Below are 25,860 nucleotides of genomic sequence, written 5' to 3' on the forward strand. Positions count from 1 at the left end.
GTTCCACTTTTGATTGGATTGATTGAGTGCCGAAGGAAAGTTCGACATTCTTATAACGATAGCACTGGCATTGAGAAATCAACCACCAAAGGGGTGGATATTGGTGATAATCCCGCCAGAAAAATGGAGGCGAAGAGTATCATGATCTCTATTTTGTTACCAGTTGATCTTTCTGTCTGTGATCGTCCCAGATGAAATAGTTACTTACGCCAGAGTGTTCCTAAACAGCGAAGAAGGAGCGTGGTACAGGACTTACCATCCGCGCACTCTGTTATTAAAACCATTTCTACAGCCATTTAGTGTGCTGATTTTAGGTTTAGAGTCCCGATTTGGCTTGCGTGAGTGACTCTGGTTAAAAATAGGGGTTAACAATGATAAGACGGAAAAAAGGGGAAGCTTTCACTTCCCCAGGCGTGCGACTGACTCACACTTAATCTTCGAATTATCCTTGAGACTCTAGGAAATTTATCCAAGGGCTAACGGTTGACCTGAATTTTGGCGATTGAGCCGCACCTTTCATTGCCTGTAAGGCCTTTTGTGGTTGCTTAAGCTCGAAATAGGCCATCCCGCGAATGTATTCAAGTTCTGCCTTTTGCTCTTTAGAGGCACTGGATGCCGCGCTTTCTACAAAACGAGTTGCTTCAGAATACTGCTTGTCTTGTATCATTAAGCGAGCAATCTGAATTTGCGTTTTAGCAGAAGGAGCGAGGTTATATGACTTTTTATAAGCGAGAATTGATTTATCTAGCTCTTTAGCTTGCTGCCAGAAACTGGCTAGGCGGTCATAGTTTTCCTTCGTCTTTTCAATGTTTCCAGCTGCCATTTCCTTTTCAAGAGTTTTGGCTGCTTTATATGGAATACCTTGATAAGCCAAGAAGTTTACAAAGCGTAAATATTCCTTCTCTCCTTCTAGTTTCCCCATTTTGTAAACCATTTCTAGGGTGGCTAGAGAGTTGCGCTCTTGACCTAGCTCCATGTAGACACCAGAAAGTTGCATCCAGTAACGCTTTTTCTGAGGGTACTTTGAAGTCAGAGTTTTGAGTACACTGGCAACGCTTTTCAGCTGGCCTAACTCGTAGTGAGATGCAACGAGAATTAAGTACCAAGACTCACTTGGGCTCTTGCTCATCGCGATGGCTTTTTTGGTTGGCGGGATTGCATTTCTGTAATCTTCCAACTGAACATAAGCGCTCGCTAACGTGATATAAGCATGAGCTTGAGGCTTCTCTTTGGTTGTTTCTGCAACCTTGAACCATTCCTTCATCGTTTTTACAGACAACGTATACTTTTCTTCAGCTAGGTAAAGCTGAGCCAAGCTGTAGCGAACTTGTTGAGCAACAGGAACGGGAAGCGCGTCGAGCTGTAATGCTTCGGCAAAGTATTTTGCTGCTTGCACATAATTGTCTTGTAGCGAATACAAAAAGCCAGTCTGCTGAAGTAAAACTGCTCGGTCGTATTTTTTCGAACTTGTGCTTTCTAAAGCGCTTGCTAGTTTTTCTTTCGCTGCTGAATATTTTTCAGTTGCGATCAACTCTTGCACTTTGTTAACGGTTCGAAATGTCCGATCTGATAACTGAGGAGCTTCTTTTGCCATCGTAGGAGCGGCCATTGCCACTCCTGCGAAGAGAATTAAAGAAGCCACTTTGCTTTTCCATAAACTTTTCATCGTGACTCCTTAATTGGTTGAGAACTCTATTTCTTGCGATAGGCGCGAGCTAACAGGTTTCCCGTCAACCAATTTTGGTTTAAATGTCCATTTAGAGACTGTTTTTCTTGCCGCTCGACCGAGGCCTAAGCGTCGTGGTTGCTCTTTAAGAACTTTGATGTCCTCTACGGCACCACGTGCGTTGACAGTAAACTCTAATAAGACGACCCCTTTTTCTATTCCTGCTTTCGCAGCCTTCCTAGGCATTTGAGGTTGGAATGTCGCTAGAGGTGTTGGACCTCCGCTACCCGCGAGTTGCGCACCTCCACCCTGGCTATAATGTCCAAGCACCGAACCACCTGTAACATTTACGGGTAGGTCAAGCTTTGGCATATCCATTGGGGTCTGCTCCATCACCGGTTTTACTGTCGCTGTCACTTTCATTTCTGGCGGCGGCGGCGGACGCTTAGGCGGTGGTGGCTTTGGAAGTTCGCGTTTTTTCTCCTGTATTTTTTCGTCTGGTTTAATGCGAATAAACTCGACCATACGCAGGTCATCATTCGACACTAACTCGTGGCGCTCTTTGTTTACTAGCTTGTCCATCCCCCAGAACAACCCGAGGGAGACAATGAGCGCCAGTGCAATTGAGGCCAGATACCGCATAAGCTTAATCCTTATTGGTTGCGGCAATGGAGATGCTTTCTACACCTGCCATTTTGATCTGGTCCATAACCTTCACGACTACGCCAGCATTTGCTTCAGTGTCGGCTTGGATAACAACTGCGCCATCAGGGCTTTCTGCACGAAGACGTTCAATATTCGCGCGAACCGCGTCCACTTCGATGCGGCGTTTATCAACCCAAACATCACCCGCCGCACCAACTGCGACCATGATGTTACCTTTTTTCACGGTTTGCGCAGAGCTTGCTGTCGGGCGGTTTACTTCTAGACCAGCTTCTTTTACGAACGATGTTGTTACGATAAAGAAGATCAACATGATGAATACGATGTCGAGCATCGGTGTCATATCGATAGCGGTTTCATCACTGCTATCACTGCTATAGCGTCTTTTCATGACCTATACCTCTAATTCCATTTACTCAGGCAATATGCTTTAGCTTATCTTCCAGCTTTTGCGTTGTGATTTTGGCTAAATGATCAAGACGTGAACTAAAGAACAGTCCTGATAGAGAAGCCACCATCCCGGCTAAAGTTGGGATTGTTGCCTTTGAGATCCCCGAGGCCATTGCTCGAGGGCTTCCTGTTCCTGTTACCGCTAAGATGTCGAATACTTGGATCATGCCAACAACGGTGCCGAGCAAACCCAGTAAGGGACAAAGCGCAATCAACACTTTCACGATTGGCAGGCCCTTTTTATTCTCAATGTCCTGACGAGAAACAATTTCTTGTCGGATCATCTTAGCGTTCCAGCTCTGGTGCTCTGAGCGCCCCTGCCATGAGCCAACGGCTTTTTTCATGGCTTTTGGAGCGACGGCAGCAAAATAGAACCAACGTTCTAACAATACTGCCCACAGCATAAAGCTGAGGATGAAGATGGCGACGAGTACATCGCCACCCATTCCCAAGAAGCGCCTAATTGATTCAAGTTCTCCAACTAACCACCACATAACGCCTCCTTAGCTTTCGGCTTTATGTAGTTTTTCCTGATAGCGAGCGATGAAGCCTGCACTCTGTTCTTCAAGAGTTTGAACCAAACGACGACCTTTACTGTGTACGATGGTGTAAAGGAACAGCAATGGAATTGCGACAACCAGACCTAGCATGGTTGTAACAAGAGCTTCAGAGATACCGCCAGCCATTAGCTTAGGATCACCTGTACCAAATAGTGTGATTGCTTGGAACGTACCGATCATACCCATAACCGTACCCAGTAGACCTAGAAGTGGTGCTACAGAAGCGAACAGTTTGATTGAGCTGATAAAGCGTTCAATGCTCGGTGCGTTACGTAGGATGATTTCGTCCAGTTTCGCTTCAAGATCTTCAAGGTTGTCACCTTTGTGCTCTTGGTAAGCCTGGATAACTTCACCCAGAGGGTTACCAGGAATCACGGTTTCTGATTTCGCTTGCTTACGCATTTTACCGCCAATCACTTGAAGGCGTAGGAAGCAAACTAGAGCAATGATAGCGCCAACTGCACCCATACCAAGGATGACGTAACCTACAATGCCTCCTTGATCAATACGTTCTTGAACGGTAGGGCTTTGTACAAGTAGAGACAGAATTACACCACGGGATGGGTCAATAAACAGTGGCTCATAGCTGTTTGACGCTGACTCAAAGCCCGCAACATGACGTGTAATATTGGTGCGAGGCTGTCGAGAGAGTTCTTCGAACTTACCTGTTTGAGGTACATAAGTAACGTACTTACCATCGGCAATCGCGTTAAATTCACCGACAAGAGTAACATCGCGAACCGCTTCTTTACCTTCGCCATAAACAACCGTTGCTTGGGTTGTTGCTGTCTCGCCTGAGGCAACCACTTGTTGAAGAATGGTATGCCAGAATGCTTCTAGCTCTTGTGTTGATGGCAGTTCTTTACTTTCAGCCAGTTTCGTTAGTAGAGCGTCACGCTCTGGGAACTGAACTGCGTTTTGAGAGGCTGCAAATAAGCCTTTAAACTCGCCCGCATATTGGCGGACCACACCAAACATTTCGCCCAAAGTACCAGATCGAACACGTAAGGTTTCTGTTAGTTCAGTCAGCTGCTTATCGTTTTCATCAAATGTCGCTTTAAGTTGATCGCCCAGTGCTTGCTGTGAAGCTAGCTCTTCACGAGCCTGTTGCAATAATGCTGCTTGCTTATCTCGGTTGTTCTTGAACTCAGCTTCACGGGCTTTGTTCTCTTTTGACTCAACGATGCTTTCTGATTTTACGTTTTTGAGTAGTTCAGATAGGTTTTTAGGCGTTTCTGCTTGTACGCCTGAAGCCATAAATAAGCTCGCTAGTAGACCAGCGGCTAGAGTTTTGAATCCTTTCATCTCTTATTCCTCCCCAGCATATACAGGCAATTTGATTAGCGCTGGTGGCGCTTGCTTCTTCGCGATTCGAAGGCCTTGCTGTACCGCTATGCGGTAGCTTTCCGGCAATGTTTCCCATTGACGTGTTTGTTGGTTCCACATACCTGTCTCACCACCGTCTGGAGATTGGAATAAAAGCGCCGTGCGACCAATACGTAGGAAATCGTAAGTCACGGTTTCCCCATTTCTATCTAGGCTAGCTTTGTAAGATTCAATTGAGCGAGAGAAGCCTTCTTCAATTTGGTAGGCTTCCATCACTTTACGGAATTTCTCAGAAGTCGTTACGTCGGCGCGATCCATGAGACGACGCAGTTCTCGGACACGTTTATTACGTTCTTTTTTCTGGAAAGGCAGATCGAGAGTCACAAACTCATCGAGTGCATCGATCATTTTAAGTGTTAGTGGCACTACTTCTGTTGCCGTTTGATCGATCTGAGCAATTTGGTTATTTAATGAGTCCAATTCACCTTGCTGTGATTGAACCATACGATTAATTTGCTCGTTGTAGACTTTCATGCTGTCGATTTGACGTAGTAAGCCTTTGTATTCTGCCAACATGCCTTCAGTACTTTCGGCATAATTGTCGATTTTTTGTTGCGAAGCTTCTGAAGATTGATTTGCTTTTGCTTGTGTGGAAACGACAGCACCAGAGTTGGCCGCTATAGAGCTACTACTGATAGTAAGCAATGCTGCAGCTATGGCACTGAGACCAAATTCCTTGAATTTCATGGTTGCATCCTTGTCAGTGTTTTAGTCAGTCGAAAAGGGCGCGGAAAACCCGCGCCAAATATTTTTTAGAAGTCGTATGATGCCTCGACGTATAGCTGACGTCCGATTGGATCGTCATACCCAGTTGCATAGAATGGAGAGGTATCGCTTAGAGGATCTGCAGGCGGTACTTTGTCAAACATGTTGATAGCACCAAGAGTTACACGACCACTCTCGTTGAATTGGTAAGAAGCCGTTAGGTTCCACGTTGTCATACTAGCGATTTCTGCTTTGTAACCCGCTTTTTTAGCAGAATCACAGTCATCAAAGTAGTAACGGTTTGCGTAGCTTGAACACATACGGTCGCGGTATTTACCAAATAGGTTGATAGCGACATCTTCATATGCCCAGCCAAGATTTAACGTTGCGGTGTATTCAGGCATGAAATCTCTTTCATCCGTTACAGGCTCGCTGTCGTTTTCTTGATATTCAGCAATCAAGATCTTCGTTACAGCAACACGCGTGTTAAATGAACCGAACTCATTAGTGTCGTATGCGTATTTGATCGCTAGGTCAATACCAGAACGCTCTTCATACGACTGGTTCACTGGACCATAGGATACCGACTTGATGGTGCCATCTGGGTTACGAACGACTTCAGTACCTGGGTATTTACCTGGATCGTTAATTACATCTTGGTAAGTTGGTGCAGTTACGACGTCTTCCATTTTGATGTGGTACCAGTCAACGGTTACACCAAGATCATCCACAGGCTCCCACGCTAGGCCCAAGTTAATGTTTGTACTTGTTTCTTCTTTCAGCTCTGAGTTAGGGCCATTAAGCGTATCGAAGTACTGAGTATCACACTCTGGGTACTTATCTTTATCTTGTGGGCCGCTACCACCAGCGTTGGCACAAAGCACAGGGTCAAAACCAGAACCAAAGCCTCGAGTTTGATCACCAAATAGTCGCTTCAAGTCTGGAGCTCGGAAGCCTAGACCGTAGCTACCACGTAGCAATAGGGTGTCAGTAGGACGGTATGCTAGGGCTACTTTAGGAGTGAATGCGCCGCCAGTTGCCGAGTCATCGAAGTAGTGGTCGTAACGACCAGCGACAGTCATTTCTAAATCTTCAATGATAGGAATAAGAGCTTCAACACCAAGACCAATCTGATCGCGGTCACCGCCGCCTGATGTTCCACCTAGACCAGAGAAACCACCAGCTGCTGTTGTAGCATCAATCGTCTCATTGTAGTCAGTACGGTTCCATTCACCATAAACAGCAAAGCCAGACATACCTGCAGGAAGTTCAACCAAATCACCAGCCAGTGAGCCGTTAACAGAGTAAAGCTTTGAGTAAGCTTCTTTGCTTGAAGTGCCGCTGTATTTGTCTACAACGTCTTGTGAGATAGGCCCTAGAAGATCGACATCACCATTTTGTACAGCTTGGTCGAGAGTTAGAAAGATTGCTGGGTTGCTTGTTTCAACGCTTTGCTCAGAGTAACCAGCGGATAGGTCCCAATCATACGTATCAGCAAGCAGGCCGTTCAAGCCTAAGGTTAAGCCAAAAGAATCGGCTTCAGTGTTACTTTCGCGTGGTCCAAATTCGACCATACGGCGAGTGTATTCGCCTTCGCCGCGGAAGTGAGTGGCATCAACTTCAACGCTGTAAGGGTTAGGTTCGAATTCAGATTCTGTAGACTTGTAGCCAAAACGGGCTTCTGCCATGGCAGTGACATTGTCGTTAATGTCCATTTCACCACGTAAAAGTAGGTCTACTTGTTTGTTTTCTGGTTTTAATGTTCGGTACGCAGAGCGGTTAACACCACACTTTCCATCCGCTCGTTCAATCGCGGCATCACCAACGACTTCTTTACATGAAGAACCAGCATCAGCTGGTGTTAGAAGTGTTCCGTTGGCGCCTTCAAAGTTTGCACCGTAGCTAGAGTAGCCACTTAGCTGAGAACGGCTAGAACCGTCATCGCCAGCCCAATCATCTCGGTCAGATTGCTTTAGCATTTCGTTGCCCGCAAATTGGCCAACGAAGAGAATACGTTTGTCGTCAAAGTTTTTGCCAGCTACAACGTCTAAACGACCATTTTGGTAACCACCATCCGTCGCGTCACCCGCGCGTACTTTTACAGAAACGCCATCAAAGTCTTTCTTTAAAATGAAGTTTACGACACCACCGATTGCGTCGGAGCCGTAGATAGCAGAACCTGAGTCGGTCATTACTTCAACACGCTCAATAGCGGCGACAGGGATTTGGCCGATATCTTGGAAGTTAGATGTACCATCTTGTGCTAGCGGGTATTGAGGAAGACGACGGCCATCAATAAGAATCAATGTGCGTGACGCGCCAAGGCCACGTAAGTTGACTGACTGCGCTGCTGGTGTAAACGAGAAAGAGTCTGTTTGAGCCATTACACCACCTGTGTTTTGGGTCAAACTGTTCAATACGTCTTGCGCGCTGTTAAAGCCTTTAGACTCAATGTCTTTACTATTAATAACAGTAACTGGTGAAGGACCTTCCATATCCGTCGTGGAGATACGCGAACCAGTAACTTTCATCTTTTGAAGTTTTTCAACTTGCTGCTCTTCTGCCAGTGCTGTTGCTGGGGCTGCAACTGCTGCTGTCCCCAAAGCAAGGCTTATCGCAACAGATAAAGCGGTTGTGTTTTTATACATCCTTGTTGCTCCGATTATTATTATTTCCTATGTCTGGCCGCATAGCGGCCAAATGTGACGTTAATATTTCGTTAACGTTCGGCCAATGTATAACCGAGATGAAAAAAGGAAGTCAAACCAGTGGTAAACGGGGATGCTTAAATGTAAAAAAGATGTAAATAACCAGGCTTTATTTAAAAGGCGGAATAAAAAACCGAATAAAGTTTATGAATCGAGATTAAATTTCAATAAAACACCGTATTTTGTGTTTCTTATAAACTTTAATGACTTATCTTGCCTATGGTTTTTTAGTGGGTAATTGAATCTGGAAAAAGATATTTTTCCAGTGAATTATTCTGAGATGAGTTTTATATCGAATCCATACTTTGTTAGCTCGAACTTATTAGGTGGTATCAAAATATGATACCCATTGCGGTTAAAGGGCTCACTCGTATTTTTAGGTCAAATATAACCTTGGATTATGTGTCTATTTATGTGTGTAGGGTGCATTTTTATGTAGGGTTTTGGCTCTAAACAGCCTAGATTGATATTCTGTATGAATTATTTTTGTGGTTTTTTATAATTTTTTACAAAAACATTTCTGTTTTTCGACATCGAAGGAAGTTTGTCATGTTTTGGTTTCAAACACTTGAAGCTGATGTGGATTCAAGATAAATATGACGCTGAAATTATTGCAGTAGTAGAAAAGTCTAGCTCTTGAGGCGCAGGGAGTGTGCTTCAACAGTTTTAGTTACTACGAGATAAATATGCACCATTTTGGGCGGAAAATACCCTCTTTCACTCCGTTTGAACTGGACAGTAGACAAGGAGCAAGTTGTATATGCTGTCGTACTTTTTACGCCGTTTGGCGTTGGTTATCCCAACGTTTCTCGGGATAACTATTCTCATCTTTGCTATCACTCGTTTCGTGCCTGGCGGACCTGTTGAACGCATGTTGTCACAAATGCAGTCCCAGGGGGACGGCGCCGCATCAATGACGTCTGCGGGTGGTAATACGGCCCTTTCTGACGATCAAATCGCGGAGCTGAATGCGTTTTATGGCCTGGATAAACCAGTAACGGAAGCGTACGTCGAGTGGTTAAGTCGTTTGGTAATGCTAGATCTTGGCGAGTCGACGCGTTACTACGAGCCTGTTTCGGACATGATCGCAGAGCGTTTGCCAGTGTCGTTGTTTTATGGCGGCATGACCTTCTTTATTAGTTATTTTATCTCGATTCCTCTTGGTTACTATAAGGCGCTCAAGCACGGTTCTGTGTTTGATTCCGCTTCTTCAGTACTCATTTTCGTAGGCTACGCGCTACCAGGTTATGTGGTGGGTGTATTGCTGATCACGTTATTTAGTTATCACTTGGAATGGTTTCCGATGGGAGGCTTTGTCGGCGATGACTTCGACGATTACGAAACCTTCTTTGAACGCGCTAAAGACATTATGTGGCATGCGGTGTTGCCTTTGATCTGTTACCTCATTGGTGATTTTGCCACGCTGACGATGACAATGAAAAATAACCTGATGGAAAACCTTTCCTCAGATTACATCCGCACCGCAATTGCGAAAGGATTACCTTTCAAAAAAGCAGTTCGTAAGCACGCGTTGCGTAACAGCTTAATTCCAATCGCGAGTCACTTTGGTAACTCTTTGTTGTTCTTCATGACCGGTGCTTTCCTGATTGAAGTTATCTTCAATATTGATGGTATTGGCTTATTGGGTTACGAATCAATCATGGAGCGTGATTACCCTGTTGTTATGGGTATTGTCGCCATTAATGCGTTGTTACTGCTCATTGGTAACATCATTTCAGATATTTGTGTTGCTTTAGTCGACCCACGTGTGAAGTTTGGAGCGTAACATGATTAAAGTTAGTCCATTAACTCAAAAGAAAATTCGTCACTTTAAAGAGATCAAACGAGGCTATTGGTCGTTTGTTGCTCTTTCTATCATGTTGATCCTTTCTCTATTCGCCGAACTTTTGATCAACAGTAAAGCGCTAGTCGTCAAGTACGATGGTAGCTACTATTTTCCTGTTGTCAGTGACGTACGTTTAGGTAGCGAATTCGGCCAAGAGTCATCCAGTGAAGCCGATTATCGTGTACTGCAAAAAGCGTTTGAGGCTGAAGGGGGCGACAACTTTGTTATTTTGCCGCTTGTGCCGTGGAACCCATATGAACAAGATTTTAGTGGTGATTTCCCGCCAACAGCACCTAGTGCCGAAAATAAGCATTATTTAGGTACAGATGTGATAGGTCGCGATATTTTGGCGCGACTCGTCTACGGATTCAGAACGGCGATGGGATTTGCGTTGCTTACGATGGCCATTTCCTACGCGATCGGTACTGCAGTCGGTTGTGCTATGGGTTTTTGGGGCGGTAAATTTGACTTGTTTGTACAGCGACTTATCGAAATCTGGTCAATGGTCCCGTTTTTGTACGTCATTATGATTCTTGTCTCAATCGTTCAACCGACGTTTGCTCTCTTTGTCGCTATTAACGTGCTTTTCACTTGGATGGGTATGACATGGTACATGCGGACCATGACCTATAAAGAAGCGGCACGAGAATATGTAATGGCTGCTCGTGCTTTAGGGGCATCGACCGGACGTATCTTGTTTAATCACATCTTGCCAAATACGATGGTGATGATTGTAACCCTAGCGCCTTTCACTATTGCAGCTAACATCACAGCACTGACTGCTCTCGATTACCTAGGATTAGGCTTGATGCCACCAACGCCAAGTTGGGGTGAACTACTGCAACAAGGTAAGTCAAACTTAGATTCGCCATGGATTGTTGCGTCAGTAGTGACTTCTATTGTTCTGGTTCTGGTAATGGTGACCTTTATTGGTGAAGCCATTCGAGCGGCTTTCGACCCGAAAAAATTCACACGCTATGTTTAAGCGAGCATTGTGAGCAAAACATAAAAAAGGGAAGTTTTATGAAGAAATTATTTTTAGCGTCCACGCTGAGCGCCCTGAGTTTTGGTGCAATGTCAGCAACGCTTCCGACCGACTTAAACTGGCAAACAAACTGGGATGAGCCTCAATATGGTTCGCCAGAAGCGAAACGTGGAGGGACTTATCGCACCTTTATGTCAAGTTTCCCGCAGACGTTACGTAGTGTTGGCCCAGATGCTAATGCAGGGCTACGTTCTTTTATCTTAGATGAAACACCAGGCTTGGTGGTCCGCCACCCAGATACTTTAGAGTTTATCCCTGAGCTTGCTAACGAGTGGGCGTTAGCAGGTGACAGCAAAACGGTCTATTTCAAACTCAACCCTGAAGCCAAATGGTCGGACGGCAAACCTGTGACTGCCGACGATTTCGTTTTCATGCTGAAATTTTATCGTTCCAAAGACATCTTGGAACCTTGGTACAACGATTACTACAACAAAACGATTGCGGATGTTATCAAGTACGACACTCATACGTTTGCTGTTAAGGCGGCGAAAGAGTTCAATCCGGAAGAATTGCTGTTACGAATGGGGGCGCTGCGCCCACGTCCCGCACATTTTTATGCTAATCCTTCAAAAGATGAAAATGGTGACGGTATACATGACAACTTTGTCCGCTACTACAATTTTAAAAGTGAACCAACGACCAGTGCATACTACCTAGATGACATTAAAAAAGGTAAAAGTGTTACCTTCAAACATGTCGGTGAAGACTGGTGGGGTTACAGCAATAAGTATTATCAACATCGATATAATGTCGACAAAATCCGCATCACAGTGATTCGCGACAGTGATATCGCGATGAAGCACTTTGAGAAAGGGAAGCTGGACGCATTTGGTCTTGTTTTACCAAGCTTATGGCATGATAAATCGAATACGGAACCTTACCAAAAGGGATACATTCAAAAGTTCTGGGGTTACAACCAATTTCCAGTTGGGGCTGGTGGTGTATGGATGAACACCGCGATGCCTTTGCTGGATGATTTAAACATTCGCAAGGGCATTACTTACGCGATTGACTTTGATGGCATGATAGAGAATGTCATGCGTGGCGACTACTCCCGTAAACCGAACCCGACCGGTTATGGTCATGGTAAATACACCCTACCAGATGCTAAGGCACCGAAGTTTGATCCCGCAAAAGCGGCCGAGGCATTCGAAGCCGCAGGCTTTAACAAAATTGGTTCTGATGGTATTCGTGTCAATGATAAAGGTGAGCGCTTAAGCTTCGAGCTGACCTACGGAACACCTGTTCATACTCCTCGTATTGCCTTTTTGCGTGAGCAAGCCAAGCTAGCAGGGCTGGATATTGAGCTCAAGTTAGTTGATGGCTCATCCATGTTCAAATACGTACGTGAGAAAAAGCACGATTTGGCTTTCTTAGATATGGGTACGTCTGAGATCCCAACGTATTGGGAGTATTTCCATTCAGTCAATGCGAACAAGCCGCAAACTAACTCTTTCACAAACTACAGCACGCCTGAACTGGATGAAAAGATCATCGAGTATCGTTTTGGCATGGATATGGATAAAAAGATCCAGCTAGGTCATGAGATTCAGCGTGACATCATTGATGCTCACGTTATCGTCCCAGGCTACATGGTTCCTTATGTCCGCTATGGTCACTGGCGCTGGTTAAAGTTTCCAGATAAGCCAATGAATCGCATGACAGAGGCGCTGTTCAGTGGTGCAATCATAGGCGATGGCACTTACTGGATTGATAGTGATATCAAAAAAGAAACGAAACAAGCGATGAAGTCAGGCAAAGCTTTTGAACCTGTTGTTGTCGTAGATGACACTTATAAGCTGTAAGGATTGGGTATGGAAAACGATGTAATCCTAAGTGTTAAAGATCTCGAAGTTGAATTTATCACCGATGATGGGCCAGTGAAGGTTCTGCATGGTGTGAACTTTGATGTGAGAGCTGGACGTACACTCGGTCTGGTGGGAGAGTCAGGTAGTGGTAAGAGCGTAACCTCAATGTCGATCATGGGGCTATTACCTAAGCCATATGGCAACATCATTAAAGGTGAAGTGAATTATCGCGGCACCAACCTAGTTGATTTGCCTGCGGAAGAGATGTACGCCATGCGTGGCGATCGCATTTCGATCATCTTCCAAGACCCAATGACGGCGCTCAACCCAGTGCACACCATTGGTCGTCAAATATGTGAAGTGCTTGAGCTCCATCGACCTGAGCTCGACAAAAAGGAGCGGGAGGCGTACTCGATTGAAATGCTGGCAAAAGTAAAAATTCCAATGCCAGAGAAGCGATTGAATGAGTATCCCCATAACCTATCTGGTGGTATGCGTCAGCGTGTCATGATCGCGATGGCATTGGCCTGTAAGCCGGATATTCTGATTTGTGATGAACCGACTACAGCGTTGGATGTTACGGTTCAGGCGTCTATCCTTGAACTGATGAACGAGCTTCAGGAAGAAACGGGCATGGCGATGATCTTCATCACTCACGATCTCGGGGTTGTGGCAGAAGTGTGTGATGATGTTGCCGTGATGTATGGCGGGCGTATTGTCGAAAAAGCAGAAATTTTTGAGTTGTTTGATAACCCACAGCACCCATATACAGAGCGTTTGATGGGGTTGATGCCGAGCTTAGATAATGAGCCAAAGCAGATGATCGATATCAAGCCTATTGATGCTAGTATGTTTGCCAGTTAACTGAGCAAAGTGAACCAGTCATAAAAGAGGATGTTATGGCAAAAGAAGTATTAAGAATTGAAAATCTTAAGCAGCACTTTGTTTCTGGTAAAGGGCTGTTCAAGAAAGGCTACACTATCAAAGCGGTAGACGGGGTTTCACTGTCTGTTTCTGAAGGTGAAACACTGGGGCTAGTTGGTGAGTCAGGTTGTGGTAAAAGCACCCTTGGTCGCACGATCTTAAAGTTATACGAGCCAACAGAAGGTAAGATTTTCTTTGAAGGTAAAGACATCACTAAACTGTCTGTTAAAGAGATGCGCTCGCTGCGTAAAGACATGCAAATCGTCTTTCAAGACCCAATGGAGTCACTCAATCAGCGTCATACCATCGGTATGATTCTGGAAGAACCGTTTGTTATTCATAAAATTGGCACGCCAACAGAGCGTAAACAATGGGTAAAAGAGCTTTTAATCAAAGTGGGATTACCAGAAACGGCAGTAAACCGTTATCCACATGAATTTTCAGGTGGACAACGGCAGCGTATCGGTATTGCTCGCGCGATTGCATTGAAGCCTAAACTACTGATTTGTGATGAATCGGTATCTGCGTTAGATGTGTCGGTACAGGCGCAAATCTTGAACCTATTGCTACAGCTGCAACAAGAAATGAACTTGGCGATCATATTTATCTCTCACGATCTCTCTGTGGTGAAACATGTCTCTGACAAAGTTGCCGTGATGTATTTTGGTAAAGTGGTAGAAGCAGGCAGCGCTAAAGAAATTTATGCAAACCCGCAAAACGAATACACCAAAAAACTCCTATCTGCGATTCCGATCACTCACCCTAAATATCGGAAGAAAAAGCGCGTAGCTGAAAAAAAGCAGCAAGTGGCGTAAGTGATGCCACAGGTCCTATAACACAAAAGCGCTCCGACAAATAAGCGGAGCGTTTTTATAAGCAAATGCCAGGACTTGGAGTCGATTCGCACTGATGTTTATTCTGATTGATTGAAGATCGTTGCATGCTAAACTCAAGGCCTATTTTCTTTGTTTGGATAATGGACCATGCCGTCGAATTTACCGAAATCCTTTAGTCGACCTTTCCTGAAAATCTTCCATATTTTGGAGGCGGTGTTATTAGTCTCTATTACCTTGGCGACGTTGTACGCCATGATGCAAGAGTTTGTGCACGTATTTGTAGAGAAGCGTGTCTTACTCACGGATATTCTTTTGATGTTTATCTATCTGGAAGTGCTCGCCATGGTGCAGCAGTTCGTGATGAACGGTAAAATTCCGGTACGCTATCCTATCTACATCGCGATGATGGCGATCGCCCGCTATATCACTCTCGGAATGAAAGAGCTGGATGCAGTTTTGGTTGTGTGGTTATCTCTGGCTGCGTTTATTTTGGCTGCGGCTACTTTGCTGATCAGAATTGGACATCATTATTGGCCCTACGTTGATAACAGTACCTTGGAAAAAGACGAATAAAAGAAAGCCCCGTATTAGCGGGGCTTTTTTGTTTCAATACTCGATGACTTTTAGATCATTCAATGTTTTGGATCTGCTCACGCATCTGTTCAATTAGAACTTTCAGTTCAACGCCCGATGCGGTGATGTCGGTGCTGATGGATTTCGACGCTAGCGTGTTCGATTCACGGTTGAACTCTTGCATCATGAAGTCCAGACGACGACCGACTGCGCCACCTTTTTTCAGAATGTTTGTGGTTTCTTTTACGTGAGAATCAAGACGGTCTAGCTCTTCTGCTACGTCTGATTTCTGTGCCAGAAGGATTAGCTCTTGCTCAACGCGAGATGGGTCTAGCTCTACTTTCGCATCTTCAAATTTAGAGAACAGACGCTCACGTTGCCACTCTAGTATTTCTGGCATGCGTGCGCGCACTTTCACAACTTCTGATGTGATCGCTTCGAGGCGTTGCTCAATCAGCGCCTTCATGTTCTCGCCTTCACGAGCGCGCGCTTCAATAAATTCATCCATTGCGCCATCAAATGCTTCTAGTAGCACTTTATTTACCGCATCCATGTCTTGCTCTGGCGTTTCCATTACCCCCGGCCATTGCATGACTTGAAATGGATTGATTCGGCTCAGTTCACCAGTCATGTGCATGACTTGTTCAGCGGCTTTAATTACCTGGCTAGCAAGCGCTTCATTGATGCTAAGCTCACCTTTTGCGGCAGGGTTTGCTTCAAAACGCAGATTACATTCTACTTTGCCTCGCGCTAAGCGCTTACGAAAGCGCTCACGTAAAACGGGCTCTAACCCGCGAAATTGTTCTGGCATGCGGAAGTATGTTTCTAAATAACGCTGGTTCACGCTGCGGATTTCCCATACCGCAGAGCCCCAATCGCCTTTTACTTCTTTGCGTGCATACGCTGTCATACTGTAAATCATCGAATTTTCCTGTCTTCATTTTTTGAAAATTACTTCAAGAGTGTATCATGCTGCGTCGATAGGTGCGCGGGATGTATGGATTGTTTATGTTGTGCCAGCGGCGTAACCTATGAATCCGGAATCGATTCCGTTATAATCTTCGCCCAACCAAATCGTCTTCTCCTCATATTTAAGGTAGATGCCCATGCGTCCAAACGATCGCAAGGCGGATCAAGTTCGCCCTATCAAAATTACTCGTAACTACACAGCTTACGCTGAAGGGTCAGTGCTAGTTGAGTTCGGTAACACCAAAGTGTTGTGTAATGCGACCGTCGAAGAATCTGTGCCACGTTGGCTAAAAGGTCAAGGTAAAGGCTGGGTTACAGCTGAATACGGCATGCTACCTCGAGCAACACATTCGCGTACTCGTCGTGAAGCGGCAAGTGGCAAACAAGGCGGCCGTACGATGGAAATTCAGCGTCTTATCGCGCGAAGCCTACGCGCTGTTGTCGACCTAAAAGCCATGGGTGAGTTCATGATCACCGTTGACTGTGACGTTATCCAAGCTGACGGTGGTACGCGTACTGCATCCATCAGCGGCGCAAGTGTTGCAATGGCCGATGCATTCCAACACCTAGTAGATAGCGGCAAGCTAAAAGCAAACCCAATGAAAGGCCACGTAGCGGCAGTTTCAGTTGGTTTGCTAGGTGATGATGTTCTGTGTGACCTTGAATACGTTGAAGATTCAGCGGCAGACACAGACATGAACGTGGTAATGACAGAAGAAGGCAAGATGATTGAAATTCAGGGCACCGCAGAAGGTGAACCGTTCAGTCACGAACAGCTGATGGCATTGCTCGAGTCGGCGAAAGTCGGCATTACGGAAATTGTCGCAGCGCAGAAGGCGGCGTTAGCCAATTGATTTAGATAGCTCCCATTATGGGGGCTATTTTTTTATCTCGACAATAGAGAAATGAATGATTGTCGAGAAGAGACACAAGAAACCAAGGACATAGAGAGAAAATAATGAAAGCATACCAGCGTGAATTTATTGAGTTTGCACTTGAGAAAGAAGTTCTTAAGTTTGGTGAGTTTACTTTGAAATCTGGCCGTAAAAGCCCGTACTTCTTTAACGCTGGTCTTTTCAATACTGGTCGTGACCTAGCGCGTCTTGGTCGTTTTTACGCAGCCGCGCTCGCTGATTCTGGCATTGAGTTTGATGTACTGTTTGGCCCGGCGTACAAAGGTATCCCAATCGCGACGACAACAGCAGTCGCGCTGGCGGATCACCACGATATCGACACGCCTTACTGCTTCAACCGTAAAGAAGCGAAAGATCACGGCGAAGGCGGTAACCTTGTAGGCTCTGCGCTTGAAGGTCGAATCATGCTAGTGGATGACGTAATCACAGCAGGTACTGCGATTCGTGAATCGATGGAAATCATCAAGGCGAATGGTGCAGACCTTGCTGGTGTGTTGGTTGCGATTGACCGCCAAGAAAAAGGCAAAGGTGAATTGTCTGCGATCCAAGAAGTGGAGCGTGACTTTGGTTGTGCAATCATCTCGATCGTTAGCCTGACTGACCTTGTGACTTTCCTTGAAGAGAAAGGCACAGACAAAGAGCATCTAGAAGCAGTCAAAGCATACCGCGCAGAATACGGCATTTAATTGGTTACTTTTTCTGAAAAAGTAAAAAGGGCAGATGGATATTCATCTGCCCTTTTTTGTTTTTGGATTCATCGCCTTGACCACTTACTTATAGCGAATGCCTTTCTCGACATGCTCATCTTGCATGGTTTTATAGCGTTTATGGAGCCACATCCATTGCTCTGGAGCGCGTAGAATGACTTCTTCCACATACTTGTTCATATAAGCGGCAGCGGCGACTTCGTCTTTTTGTGGATAATCGGCTTCAATGCACTTATCGGCGATGATGTCGTATTTTCCTTCGTCATTGCGAAACCCTGAGCCTGGGATGATCGCACATTTTGAGGTATACGCCAGAATGCTCGTGCCTGTTGTCGTACACGCATTGTCTACGGCAAAGAAGGGCACAAATACTGATTTTTTGCGACCGTAATCGTGATCCGGTAAATAGAACAGACGCTCACCGCTGCGTAAAACACGAATCATCTTTTTTACATCTTTACGATCAATCAGTTTATTGCCGTTATGTGTCCGTCCCCAATACTGGATAAAGTTATAAGCAGGATTATTATGTGGACGAAACGCGCCGTACCCGGCCACGCCTAACACGGCGAAAGCACGCGCAGTGATCTCTAGATTTAGAGCATGGACACAACAAAGTAGGACGCCTTTACCTTCTTTGGCTTTTTCACGCAGTGCGCCGAGATCTTTCTCGACGATCAGGTTTTTAAAGCGCCAAGTCGGCCAGAACCAAGTGATTCCGGTTTCTATCAGTGCCATGCCGGTATTTTTGAAGTTCTCTTCAACAATATGTTGAATCTCTTCAGGTGTTTTGTCTGGAAAGGCCAATTCTAAGTTACGCTGAGCAACGTGGACACGCTTTTTACCGTAGCGCATGCCAAGTTTACCGAGTGAACGACCTAATGAAAGCAGCAGCCGATAAGGAAGAATATTGACGAGGATGGCCAACAGACCAAAACCAAGCCATACGCCCCAGTTACGAGGGTGAAGAAGTGAAAGAGAAAACTCGGGCTGCGTGTATTTGTCTTTACTCATAGTCTTTTACTTTATTTGTGCACTCAAAAGCGCCCAGTACTCGTCAAAGTTTGCAGTCGGCTGGTATTTAAAGTCGCTACGCACAAAGCGGTTTAGGCTCCCCTCAACTTGTCCCAGAATTTGCGCGGCTAGGATGCGCTCTTCGACAGGGAAAGACTTCCCTTCACGAATCTTACGTTCACGCAGGATTTGGCGCAATTGTGTTTCTATACGCTCAAAGAGTTGATTGATGCGTTCACGTAGACGTTCATTTTCAAACATTAGAGCATGACCCGACAAAATGCGTGTCAGACCTGGGTTACGTTCAGAGAACGCCAAAATAAGGTGCATCACCATACGAATACGCTCTAATGTATCTTTTTCGTCGTCTAGAATACGGTTGATACGTGTCATCAAGGCTTCTTCAATGAACTCAATCAACCCTTCGAACATGCGCGCTTTACTTGGGAAATGACGATACAGCGCGGCTTCTGAAACGCCGACTTGCTTGGCCAGTTTTGCCGTAGTAATGCGTGAAGCGCCATCTGTTGATTCAAGCATTTCTGCCAATGCTTGTAAGATCTCTTCACGACGGTTGGATTTTTTACTGCCGGCCATTAGTTACTTCCTTTCAAAATACAAAGTTGAGCGGAGGGGATTATAAGACGCTATTTCGCCTCAAACTAGACCACTAAGGGTGGAATGGGAGATTTAACACCCTTAGTTGTCATTTTTGTACCAAATTTATGCCAGCTTTTGTAAAAAATTGGCAGGGTTTTCAAACGTTAGTTACATCAATTGATGCATTTTTTCGAGAATTTTAAAGCTCAATGCTTCTTTTGATTCTAAAGCGAGCGCAAGTTCACCTTCAGGCCAGTAAAGGGTAATTGCGTTGTCGTTGCTGTTAAATCCTTGCCCTGCAACCGAAACGTCGTTTGCACAGATCATATCGAGGTTTTTCTTTGTTAACTTGCCTCGAGCATAGGTCTCTACATCATTGGTTTCAGCCGCAAAACCGACGGTAAACGGACGCTTCTCCGTCATTGCTGCCACAGATGCAACAATATCAGGATTTTTAACCATATTAATGACCATTTCGTCGTTGTCTTCTGTCTTTTTCAACTTTTGAGACGCGATCGTTTGTGGGCGGTAGTCGGCAACGGCAGCGCAGCTAATAAAAGCATCATGCTGGTTTGCATGTGTCATAACGGCTTCGTGCATCTCTTGTGCACTGGAAACATTTATGCGCTCAACACCTACGGGCGTATTTAAACTGACAGGACCGCTCACGAGGGTGACTTTTGCTCCCATCTGCGCTGCGGCGCTCGCCAATGCATAGCCCATTTTCCCGGAGCTATGGTTTGTAATGTAACGCACTGGATCAATCGCTTCGCGAGTTGGTCCGGCGGTAATGAGTATCGACTTACCTTCTAGCAATTTTGGTTGAAAGAACTGTTCACATAGATGTACTAGCTGCATTGGTTCCAGCATTCGACCTGGTCCTACATCACCACAGGCTTGCTCTCCTGCCGCAGGGCCCCAGATGTGCATACCACGACGCGCTAACGTAGCGATGTTCTCTTGGGTTGCGATATTGCGATACATCTGTTGATTCATCGCAGGAGAAACAGCAACAGGGGAATCCGTCGCGAGCACGAGCGTAGTAAGTAAATCGTTCCCCATGCCTGCGGACATGCGCGCGATTAAGTCCGCGGTCGCGGGCGCTAATAGCACTAAATCTGCCCACTTGGCCAATTCAATATGGCCCATAGAGGCTTCCGCCGCTGGGTCTAATAAACTGTCTGAGACAGGGCGGCCCGAAACGGCTTGCATGGTTAAAGGGGTAATGAACTCTTTTGCTGCTTTCGTCATTACCACTTGAACTTGCGCTCCTCTCTCTATGAGGCGACGGGTTAGCTCCGCACATTTATACGCGGCAATACCGCCACTGATGCCGAGTAGAATTTTCTTTCCTGCTAGTGTTTGCATGTGAGATCTCCAATTTGATGACCGGATTTTAACACAATTCAAAGTCTGACCGCCCGAGCATATATAACGAGAAGATAATTCACATCAAACTCCAGAGTATTAATCTGACCGAGGAAGGGAAAATTCGCGCCTACCTCACAGACAAGTTGCGCGGAGTTTGCAAGTCTGAAAAGAAAAAGAGGTAGTGGAAACCATGGTGTTGAAAAGTCGAAACAAATTGCTGCTGATAACCCTAATTCCGTTGTTGTTGATCACCACGTTGATCTCAGTGGTGTATTACATCAACAGCAGTAAAAGTTTGGAAGCGGAGCTGGCAAGAGACAGGCAAGAGCTCATCGAAACGAAAGAGAAAGAGTTAAAAGCCTACATGATGATGGGTGTGACGGCGATAAAACCGTTATACGACGCGGATGTAAATGGAAGTAATAAAGAGGCAGCAAAAGAAATTCTGAAAGCCATGCGCTTTGAAAGCGATGGTTACTTTTTTGCCTACGACTCTCAAGGTGTGAATACGTTACATGCCATCAAACCTTCTTTAGAGGGTAAAAACCTTTACGACTTAAAAGATGAAAATGGGGTCGCAGTTATCGCGGGCTTGATTGATGCTTCTCAAAAAGGGGATGGGTTCCTCTATTTCTCGTGGCACAAACCGACCATTGACGCACAAGCGCCTAAGCTAGGCTATGCAGAATATCTATCGAAATGGGACTGGGTTTTAGGTACTGGTGTTTACATTGATGACATCGACCAGCAAGTTGCGATGCACAGAGAGTTAAAGACTCAAGAGCTAAAAGAGCATACATTATCTGCCGTGTTGATTTCCGTTATTGGATTGATCATTACCAGTGTTCTCACCAGTATCGTGGTGTCTAAAGGCATTCAGCCATTACAACATGTCGCGGCTTCATTGAAAGATGTTGCCGCAGGCGGTGGTGACTTAACGGCTCGTTTAAAAGTCGAAAGTCAGGATGAAGTCGGTGAAGTGGCGGCCGCGTTTAATGAGTTTATGGATAAGCTGCACCCACTGATGCAGGATATCCACCGCTCTGCGACGACAGTACAGACCGTTTCTCAAAGCCTGAACACTCAGACCAGCCAAGCGAGCGGTCAAATGCAGGACCACTGTTTAGAGACGGACAAAGTCGTGACTGCGGTGACACAAATGAGCATGACAGCCAAAGAAGTAGCCAGCAATACCAATGCGACTGCACAGGCGATTGAGGATGCCAACAGTCAAGTTACCGAAGCTCAGCGTGAAGTGGAACAAGCAATTGAAGGCATTACCGAGCTAGTGAGGGAGATAGACAGTACGTCAGATGCAATTTCTGAGTTGAGTTTACAAACCGAAAAAATAACCAAAGTGCTGGATGTGATTGGCGAGATAGCCGAGCAAACGAATTTGTTGGCCCTAAATGCGGCGATTGAAGCGGCTAGAGCGGGTGAGCAAGGCCGAGGGTTTGCCGTCGTTGCGGATGAAGTTCGCTCGTTAGCCAGTCGTACGCAAAATAGTACTCATGAAATTGGTGACATGCTTAAGCAGCTGCAAAATGGTGTATCAAGAGCGGTCAGTACAATGTCGGTGAGCCAAAAACGAGGTGTAAAAACGGCGGAAGAATCGGCGCTCATTCAGCAATCTCTTTCTGGTGTTCATCATTCTATCGGAACAATTCGAGATATGGGTATTCAAACCGCGTCTGCCGCCGAAGAGCAAAGTGCGGTTGCAGAAGACATCAACCAAAACTTAGTGGCTATTCAACAGATCGTGAACAACATTAATGAGACGTTGCAGCATGCCGAGTCAATCAGCACGCAGCTATCACAATCTGGAACAGAAATTCACGGCTTGGTTGGCAACTTTAAACTCTGATGAACTGTTAAGTTGCATTGAAAGCACTGATGGTACGAAGAAAGCGAAAGTCATACTCGACTTTCGCTTTTTGTTTTGTGGAATAGGGGCACTTTCCATATAAAGAGACATCAGATGATACTGAAAGCTATGCCAACTGAGTCCATGCCCAGGGAGAAGCTGCTGCAACGAGGACCGCAAGCATTGACCGATGCTGAGCTACTGGCTATTTTCTTGCGCACGGGCACCCACGGAATGAACGTAATTGAACTTGCAGACTTCCTTATTCAAGACTTTGGTTCGCTAAGACAACTATTTTCAGCATCAGAGCAAGAGTTTTGTCGTCATAAAGGGTTGGGACAAGCCAAGTATGTTCAGTTGCAAGCGGTACTAGAAATGACGCAGCGCTATTTAGCGGAAACGCTAAAGCGTGGTGACGCCTTAACCAGTCCCGACCAAACTAAGTTATATCTGTCTTCTATTTTAAGGGATCGGCAAAGAGAGGCTTTTTATATTCTTTTTCTCGATAACCAGCACCGAGTGATAAAAGATGAAATTTTATTTGAAGGAACGTTGGATGCCGCGTCGGTTTATCCGAGAGAAGTCGTCAAGCGAGCTCTGCATCATAATGCGGCGGCTTTGATTTTGGCGCACAATCATCCTTCAGGCGTTGCTGAGCCGAGCCAAGCTGACAGAAGGATTACAAGGCGTCTCACCGACGCATTAGCATTGGTGGATATTCGTATTTTGGACCATTTCGTCATCGGAGATGGGGAAAGTGTCTCTTTTGCTGAAAGAGGCTGGATATAACTGTGCGTTTTTTAGGTTGTTAGTTGCTAAAAATCTGCTATCATCCACGCCACTAAATTTTTAACTGAATTCAGCTTGGACTGCTAAAAAAATCTGCTGTCTAAAAAAAGATCACGAAAACCTGTAAAAAGGATCTGTTCGGGTCTTGAGCAATGCATATCAAGTTAGTATAATGCGCGACCTTTGATAGCCTTGTATGGATTTTCCATAGCGGTTCTTAACCTCTAACTTCTTTTCGAGAGATAGAGAGGTTCGGCCACCAAGGTTGATATCGAGCTGAAACGATTTTGGAGAAGACATTCATGTCACGAGTATGCCAAGTAACTGGTAAGCGTCCAGTAACGGGTAACAACCGTTCACACGCACGAAATGCTACTAAGCGTCGTTTTCTGCCGAACCTACAAACTCATCGTTTCTGGGTAGAGAGCGAAAAACGTTTTGTTAAACTACGTCTATCTGCTAAAGGTATGCGCATCATCGACAAGAAAGGTATTGATACTGTTCTTGCAGACATGCGTGCACGTGGCGAAAACGTTTAAGAGGAAATAAGCAATGGCAAAGAAAGGCGTTCGTGAGAAAATCCGTCTAGTATCTTCTGCAGGTACAGGCCACTTCTACACAACTGATAAGAACAAGCGTAACATGCCAGGCAAATTTGAGATCAAAAAGTTTGATCCAGTAGTTCGCCAGCACGTTATGTACAAAGAAGCAAAAATCAAATAATTGGTTTCAGTCTCTTTGATGAATTGAAAAACCCAACTTTCGAGTTGGGTTTTTTATTACCTGAATAAAAAAGTGCTGAAAAAAGTGTTCAGTACGTTATCGGATAATAAAGCACTGCTGAAGTCATTTTATCGGTCCGACGCTACACTAGAATTTTTGATTTATCGCTCTCTACCGCTTTGCCACCAATTCTCTACACACTTGCACACCGTTGTTCTAGTCAAGCTCAATACTCTTTGGTAGTTTACTCATAACTATAAGAGAGTAGAGATGGTTATGCGTGTGAGTCCGGCTCGTCGCCGCCGATGGAACAATATTCTTATTCTGGGCATTATCGCGTTTATAGTGATCTTAAATGCGCCGATGTGGATCAAAACTTACCTATTAACAGACCAAGCAGACCCCTACCCAAATGTACTTCGCTCCGACTATACGGTGGAGTCTTTGTACTATAGTGGCTGGGAGTTCGAACTGCATGATGGACGATGGCAATCCAACATCAAAGTCGATGCACCGATCAGTGAACTTGTATCACGTTGGCAATCATTGGAAGGGACCGAGCTTACCTCGGAACAGTACGATCATTTAAAACCTAACCTGACGGTACCTGAAACGGTAGAAGTCTGGTATCAGGATCTCGAAGAGCCGCAGCGGGTGACTTTCTTTCGTTTACCTGATTTGTGGCTATTTAAAACCTGGCAAGACAAATGGGTCGCTATCTCCGTCGATGAAAACTACCTTATGCCAGAGTAGAGCCTTTTTGCGCCTATACCCCTAACAAGCTTTCCTATTTATCGTTTTTCTTTTCGATTATGCTAGCAGCGAGAACTATTAGCCGGTGAATTGGAGAATCTAATGCCTGAGTTGCCAGAAGTTGAAGTCAGTCGTATGGGGATTAGCCCCCACATGGTTGGACAAACGATCCAGTCGTTTACTTTTCGAACGCCTAAATTGCGCTGGGATATTCCTATAGAGCTTAAAAAATTGGAAGGGCAGGTGATCCGTGCGATTAGCCGTCGTGCGAAATACTTACTGATCGAGACAAACACAGGTACAGCCATTGTTCACTTGGGCATGTCTGGGTCTTTACGTGTCCTAGATGCCGACTTTCCGCCAGCAAAGCACGATCATGTGGATCTCAAACTAAGCAGTGGAAAAATACTGCGTTATAACGATCCGCGTCGTTTTGGGGCATGGCTGTGGTGTGCTCCTGGCGAGTCACATGCTGTACTAGCAAACATGGGGCCTGAGCCTTTAACTGAAGAGTTCAATGCGGAATATGTAGCGGAGAAAGCTAAAAATAAGCGTGTCGCCGTCAAGCAGTTCATCATGGACAACAAAGTCGTGGTTGGTGTCGGGAACATCTACGCGAATGAGTCGTTGTTTAAATCTCTAATTCACCCTTCAAGGCCTGCAGGTAAGCTAACTTCTCAAGAGTGGGGGTTACTTGTTGAAAATATCAAAATGACACTTGAGATTGCCATTACGCAAGGTGGGACTACGCTGAAAGACTTTGCGCAAGCCGATGGAAAGCCGGGTTACTTTGCACAAGAGTTATTAGTTTACGGAAAAGCCGGAGAGCCATGCCCAGAATGCGGCGAACGACTTCAAGAGCTAAAAATAGGGCAGCGTAATACCTTCTTTTGTGGTGAGTGTCAGAAGTAAGACGAGCTAATATCGAGCTTAAGTTGTTGTAATCTTGCGCTAGAGCCTCAATAATTCAATCAGTTTCGAATAAC

The 25,860-nt window shown here is 45.3% G+C and carries 25 protein-coding genes; 14 read left to right on the forward strand and 11 right to left on the reverse strand.

Annotation, left to right across the window (positions count from 1 at the left end; all coding sequences use genetic code 11):
- Positions 1-442: 442 nt before the first annotated feature.
- The 7 genes from R7P36_RS10230 to R7P36_RS10260 all read right to left on the reverse strand — a co-directional run bounded on the left by R7P36_RS10230 (position 443) and on the right by R7P36_RS10260 (position 8,078).
- On the reverse strand, positions 443-1,666 hold the full coding sequence (locus R7P36_RS10230; protein ID WP_047103757.1) for a tetratricopeptide repeat protein: 1,224 nt from the start codon (positions 1,664-1,666) through the stop codon (positions 443-445).
- Between the two features lie 9 nt (positions 1,667-1,675).
- Complete coding sequence (locus tag R7P36_RS10235) at positions 1,676-2,308, reverse strand: energy transducer TonB (protein ID WP_005379353.1); 633 nt, start codon at positions 2,306-2,308, stop codon at positions 1,676-1,678.
- A 4-nt stretch (positions 2,309-2,312) separates the two neighbouring features.
- On the reverse strand, positions 2,313-2,720 hold the full coding sequence (locus R7P36_RS10240) for an ExbD/TolR family protein (RefSeq protein ID WP_005379359.1): 408 nt from the start codon (positions 2,718-2,720) through the stop codon (positions 2,313-2,315).
- 25 nt (positions 2,721-2,745) lie between these two features.
- Positions 2,746-3,273, reverse strand: a complete 528-nt coding sequence (locus R7P36_RS10245) for a MotA/TolQ/ExbB proton channel family protein (RefSeq protein ID WP_213899394.1) — start codon at positions 3,271-3,273, stop codon at positions 2,746-2,748.
- Positions 3,274-3,282: 9 nt separating this feature from the next.
- Positions 3,283-4,644 carry a MotA/TolQ/ExbB proton channel family protein gene (locus tag R7P36_RS10250; RefSeq protein WP_017634999.1) on the reverse strand — a complete coding sequence of 454 codons (1,362 nt, stop codon included), beginning with the start codon at positions 4,642-4,644 and terminating at the stop codon, positions 3,283-3,285.
- Between the two features lie 3 nt (positions 4,645-4,647).
- Positions 4,648-5,412, reverse strand: coding sequence for a DUF3450 domain-containing protein (locus R7P36_RS10255; protein WP_213899395.1), 765 nt, complete (start codon positions 5,410-5,412; stop codon positions 4,648-4,650).
- A 65-nt stretch (positions 5,413-5,477) separates the two neighbouring features.
- Positions 5,478-8,078: a TonB-dependent receptor plug domain-containing protein gene (locus R7P36_RS10260; protein WP_017634998.1), complete on the reverse strand. Its 2,601-nt coding sequence runs from the start codon at positions 8,076-8,078 to the stop codon at positions 5,478-5,480.
- A gap of 820 nt (positions 8,079-8,898) precedes the next feature.
- Here R7P36_RS10260 and R7P36_RS10265 point away from each other — a divergent pair.
- From R7P36_RS10265 to R7P36_RS10290, 6 genes are all read left to right on the forward strand, one after another.
- On the forward strand, positions 8,899-9,924 hold the full coding sequence (locus tag R7P36_RS10265) for an ABC transporter permease subunit (protein WP_005384771.1): 1,026 nt from the start codon (positions 8,899-8,901) through the stop codon (positions 9,922-9,924).
- A 1-nt stretch (position 9,925) separates the two neighbouring features.
- Positions 9,926-10,969, forward strand: a complete 1,044-nt coding sequence (locus R7P36_RS10270; protein WP_005379369.1) for an ABC transporter permease — start codon at positions 9,926-9,928, stop codon at positions 10,967-10,969.
- Between the two features lie 38 nt (positions 10,970-11,007).
- Complete coding sequence (locus R7P36_RS10275; RefSeq protein ID WP_213899396.1) at positions 11,008-12,834, forward strand: extracellular solute-binding protein; 1,827 nt, start codon at positions 11,008-11,010, stop codon at positions 12,832-12,834.
- Between the two features lie 9 nt (positions 12,835-12,843).
- A complete protein-coding gene (locus R7P36_RS10280) occupies positions 12,844-13,701 on the forward strand; it encodes an ABC transporter ATP-binding protein (protein WP_213899397.1) in 858 nt (285 codons plus the stop codon).
- Between the two features lie 35 nt (positions 13,702-13,736).
- Positions 13,737-14,576 (forward strand): ABC transporter ATP-binding protein, encoded by an 840-nt coding sequence (locus R7P36_RS10285; protein ID WP_005379372.1) that lies wholly within the window; start codon positions 13,737-13,739, stop codon positions 14,574-14,576.
- 168 nt (positions 14,577-14,744) lie between these two features.
- Complete coding sequence (locus R7P36_RS10290; protein ID WP_025768316.1) at positions 14,745-15,170, forward strand: phosphate-starvation-inducible protein PsiE; 426 nt, start codon at positions 14,745-14,747, stop codon at positions 15,168-15,170.
- A gap of 55 nt (positions 15,171-15,225) precedes the next feature.
- Here the strand turns inward: R7P36_RS10290 and R7P36_RS10295 are convergent, their stop codons facing one another.
- Positions 15,226-16,092, reverse strand: a complete 867-nt coding sequence (locus R7P36_RS10295) for a YicC/YloC family endoribonuclease (RefSeq protein WP_005384776.1) — start codon at positions 16,090-16,092, stop codon at positions 15,226-15,228.
- A gap of 184 nt (positions 16,093-16,276) precedes the next feature.
- Between R7P36_RS10295 and rph the strand changes: the two genes are divergently transcribed.
- Both rph and pyrE read left to right on the forward strand, forming a co-directional pair.
- A complete protein-coding gene (rph, locus tag R7P36_RS10300) occupies positions 16,277-16,993 on the forward strand; it encodes a ribonuclease PH (protein WP_017634994.1) in 717 nt (238 codons plus the stop codon).
- A gap of 104 nt (positions 16,994-17,097) precedes the next feature.
- Positions 17,098-17,739 carry an orotate phosphoribosyltransferase gene (pyrE, locus tag R7P36_RS10305; protein WP_017634993.1) on the forward strand — a complete coding sequence of 214 codons (642 nt, stop codon included), beginning with the start codon at positions 17,098-17,100 and terminating at the stop codon, positions 17,737-17,739.
- An 84-nt stretch (positions 17,740-17,823) separates the two neighbouring features.
- Here the strand turns inward: pyrE and R7P36_RS10310 are convergent, their stop codons facing one another.
- The 3 genes from R7P36_RS10310 to coaBC form a co-directional block, all read right to left on the reverse strand.
- Entirely contained in the window at positions 17,824-18,774 is a 951-nt protein-coding gene (locus R7P36_RS10310; protein ID WP_017634992.1) for a Kdo(2)-lipid IV(A) acyltransferase, read from the reverse strand.
- Positions 18,775-18,780: 6 nt separating this feature from the next.
- Positions 18,781-19,371 carry a nucleoid occlusion factor SlmA gene (gene slmA / locus R7P36_RS10315; RefSeq protein ID WP_005379386.1) on the reverse strand — a complete coding sequence of 197 codons (591 nt, stop codon included), beginning with the start codon at positions 19,369-19,371 and terminating at the stop codon, positions 18,781-18,783.
- A gap of 171 nt (positions 19,372-19,542) precedes the next feature.
- Positions 19,543-20,742 carry a bifunctional phosphopantothenoylcysteine decarboxylase/phosphopantothenate--cysteine ligase CoaBC gene (coaBC, locus tag R7P36_RS10320; RefSeq protein ID WP_017820705.1) on the reverse strand — a complete coding sequence of 400 codons (1,200 nt, stop codon included), beginning with the start codon at positions 20,740-20,742 and terminating at the stop codon, positions 19,543-19,545.
- Between the two features lie 193 nt (positions 20,743-20,935).
- Here coaBC and R7P36_RS10325 point away from each other — a divergent pair, with 193 nt between their 5' ends.
- From R7P36_RS10325 to mutM, 6 genes are all read left to right on the forward strand, one after another.
- The gene (locus tag R7P36_RS10325; RefSeq protein ID WP_318122114.1) at positions 20,936-22,609 is read left to right on the forward strand and encodes a methyl-accepting chemotaxis protein; all 1,674 of its coding nucleotides are present in this window, start codon (positions 20,936-20,938) and stop codon (positions 22,607-22,609) included.
- A 114-nt stretch (positions 22,610-22,723) separates the two neighbouring features.
- The gene (radC, locus tag R7P36_RS10330) at positions 22,724-23,398 is read left to right on the forward strand and encodes a RadC family protein (protein WP_047009421.1); all 675 of its coding nucleotides are present in this window, start codon (positions 22,724-22,726) and stop codon (positions 23,396-23,398) included.
- A gap of 302 nt (positions 23,399-23,700) precedes the next feature.
- Complete coding sequence (rpmB, locus tag R7P36_RS10335; protein ID WP_005384783.1) at positions 23,701-23,937, forward strand: 50S ribosomal protein L28; 237 nt, start codon at positions 23,701-23,703, stop codon at positions 23,935-23,937.
- Positions 23,938-23,950: 13 nt separating this feature from the next.
- On the forward strand, positions 23,951-24,121 hold the full coding sequence (gene rpmG, locus R7P36_RS10340) for a 50S ribosomal protein L33 (protein WP_004410866.1): 171 nt from the start codon (positions 23,951-23,953) through the stop codon (positions 24,119-24,121).
- A gap of 276 nt (positions 24,122-24,397) precedes the next feature.
- Positions 24,398-24,874, forward strand: a complete 477-nt coding sequence (locus tag R7P36_RS10345) for a hypothetical protein (protein WP_318122115.1) — start codon at positions 24,398-24,400, stop codon at positions 24,872-24,874.
- Positions 24,875-24,976: 102 nt separating this feature from the next.
- Positions 24,977-25,786, forward strand: coding sequence for a bifunctional DNA-formamidopyrimidine glycosylase/DNA-(apurinic or apyrimidinic site) lyase (mutM, locus tag R7P36_RS10350; RefSeq protein ID WP_237312131.1), 810 nt, complete (start codon positions 24,977-24,979; stop codon positions 25,784-25,786).
- The last annotated feature ends 74 nt before the right edge of the window (positions 25,787-25,860 follow it).

The organism is Vibrio sp. 397, assembly GCF_033339395.1.
Classification (GTDB): Bacteria; Pseudomonadota; Gammaproteobacteria; order Enterobacterales; family Vibrionaceae; genus Vibrio; species Vibrio alginolyticus.

Coding starts and splice junctions, on each gene's coding strand:
- slmA (WP_005379386.1), bottom strand. CDS start 19,371: ATGGCCGGCAGTAAAAAATCCAACCGTCGTGAAGAGATCTTACAAGCA.
- R7P36_RS10295 (WP_005384776.1), bottom strand. CDS start 16,092: ATGATTTACAGTATGACAGCGTATGCACGCAAAGAAGTAAAAGGCGAT.
- R7P36_RS10230 (WP_047103757.1), bottom strand. CDS start 1,666: ATGAAAAGTTTATGGAAAAGCAAAGTGGCTTCTTTAATTCTCTTCGCA.
- R7P36_RS10260 (WP_017634998.1), bottom strand. CDS start 8,078: ATGTATAAAAACACAACCGCTTTATCTGTTGCGATAAGCCTTGCTTTG.
- R7P36_RS10235 (WP_005379353.1), bottom strand. CDS start 2,308: ATGCGGTATCTGGCCTCAATTGCACTGGCGCTCATTGTCTCCCTCGGG.
- radC (WP_047009421.1), top strand. CDS start 22,724: ATGATACTGAAAGCTATGCCAACTGAGTCCATGCCCAGGGAGAAGCTG.
- R7P36_RS10325 (WP_318122114.1), top strand. CDS start 20,936: ATGGTGTTGAAAAGTCGAAACAAATTGCTGCTGATAACCCTAATTCCG.
- R7P36_RS10275 (WP_213899396.1), top strand. CDS start 11,008: ATGAAGAAATTATTTTTAGCGTCCACGCTGAGCGCCCTGAGTTTTGGT.
- R7P36_RS10290 (WP_025768316.1), top strand. CDS start 14,745: ATGCCGTCGAATTTACCGAAATCCTTTAGTCGACCTTTCCTGAAAATC.
- R7P36_RS10255 (WP_213899395.1), bottom strand. CDS start 5,412: ATGAAATTCAAGGAATTTGGTCTCAGTGCCATAGCTGCAGCATTGCTT.
- R7P36_RS10285 (WP_005379372.1), top strand. CDS start 13,737: ATGGCAAAAGAAGTATTAAGAATTGAAAATCTTAAGCAGCACTTTGTT.
- R7P36_RS10250 (WP_017634999.1), bottom strand. CDS start 4,644: ATGAAAGGATTCAAAACTCTAGCCGCTGGTCTACTAGCGAGCTTATTT.
- R7P36_RS10310 (WP_017634992.1), bottom strand. CDS start 18,774: ATGAGTAAAGACAAATACACGCAGCCCGAGTTTTCTCTTTCACTTCTT.
- R7P36_RS10245 (WP_213899394.1), bottom strand. CDS start 3,273: ATGTGGTGGTTAGTTGGAGAACTTGAATCAATTAGGCGCTTCTTGGGA.
- rpmG (WP_004410866.1), top strand. CDS start 23,951: ATGGCAAAGAAAGGCGTTCGTGAGAAAATCCGTCTAGTATCTTCTGCA.
- R7P36_RS10240 (WP_005379359.1), bottom strand. CDS start 2,720: ATGAAAAGACGCTATAGCAGTGATAGCAGTGATGAAACCGCTATCGAT.
- R7P36_RS10280 (WP_213899397.1), top strand. CDS start 12,844: ATGGAAAACGATGTAATCCTAAGTGTTAAAGATCTCGAAGTTGAATTT.
- R7P36_RS10270 (WP_005379369.1), top strand. CDS start 9,926: ATGATTAAAGTTAGTCCATTAACTCAAAAGAAAATTCGTCACTTTAAA.
- R7P36_RS10345 (WP_318122115.1), top strand. CDS start 24,398: ATGCGTGTGAGTCCGGCTCGTCGCCGCCGATGGAACAATATTCTTATT.
- coaBC (WP_017820705.1), bottom strand. CDS start 20,742: ATGCAAACACTAGCAGGAAAGAAAATTCTACTCGGCATCAGTGGCGGT.
- pyrE (WP_017634993.1), top strand. CDS start 17,098: ATGAAAGCATACCAGCGTGAATTTATTGAGTTTGCACTTGAGAAAGAA.
- rpmB (WP_005384783.1), top strand. CDS start 23,701: ATGTCACGAGTATGCCAAGTAACTGGTAAGCGTCCAGTAACGGGTAAC.
- R7P36_RS10265 (WP_005384771.1), top strand. CDS start 8,899: ATGCTGTCGTACTTTTTACGCCGTTTGGCGTTGGTTATCCCAACGTTT.
- mutM (WP_237312131.1), top strand. CDS start 24,977: ATGCCTGAGTTGCCAGAAGTTGAAGTCAGTCGTATGGGGATTAGCCCC.
- rph (WP_017634994.1), top strand. CDS start 16,277: ATGCGTCCAAACGATCGCAAGGCGGATCAAGTTCGCCCTATCAAAATT.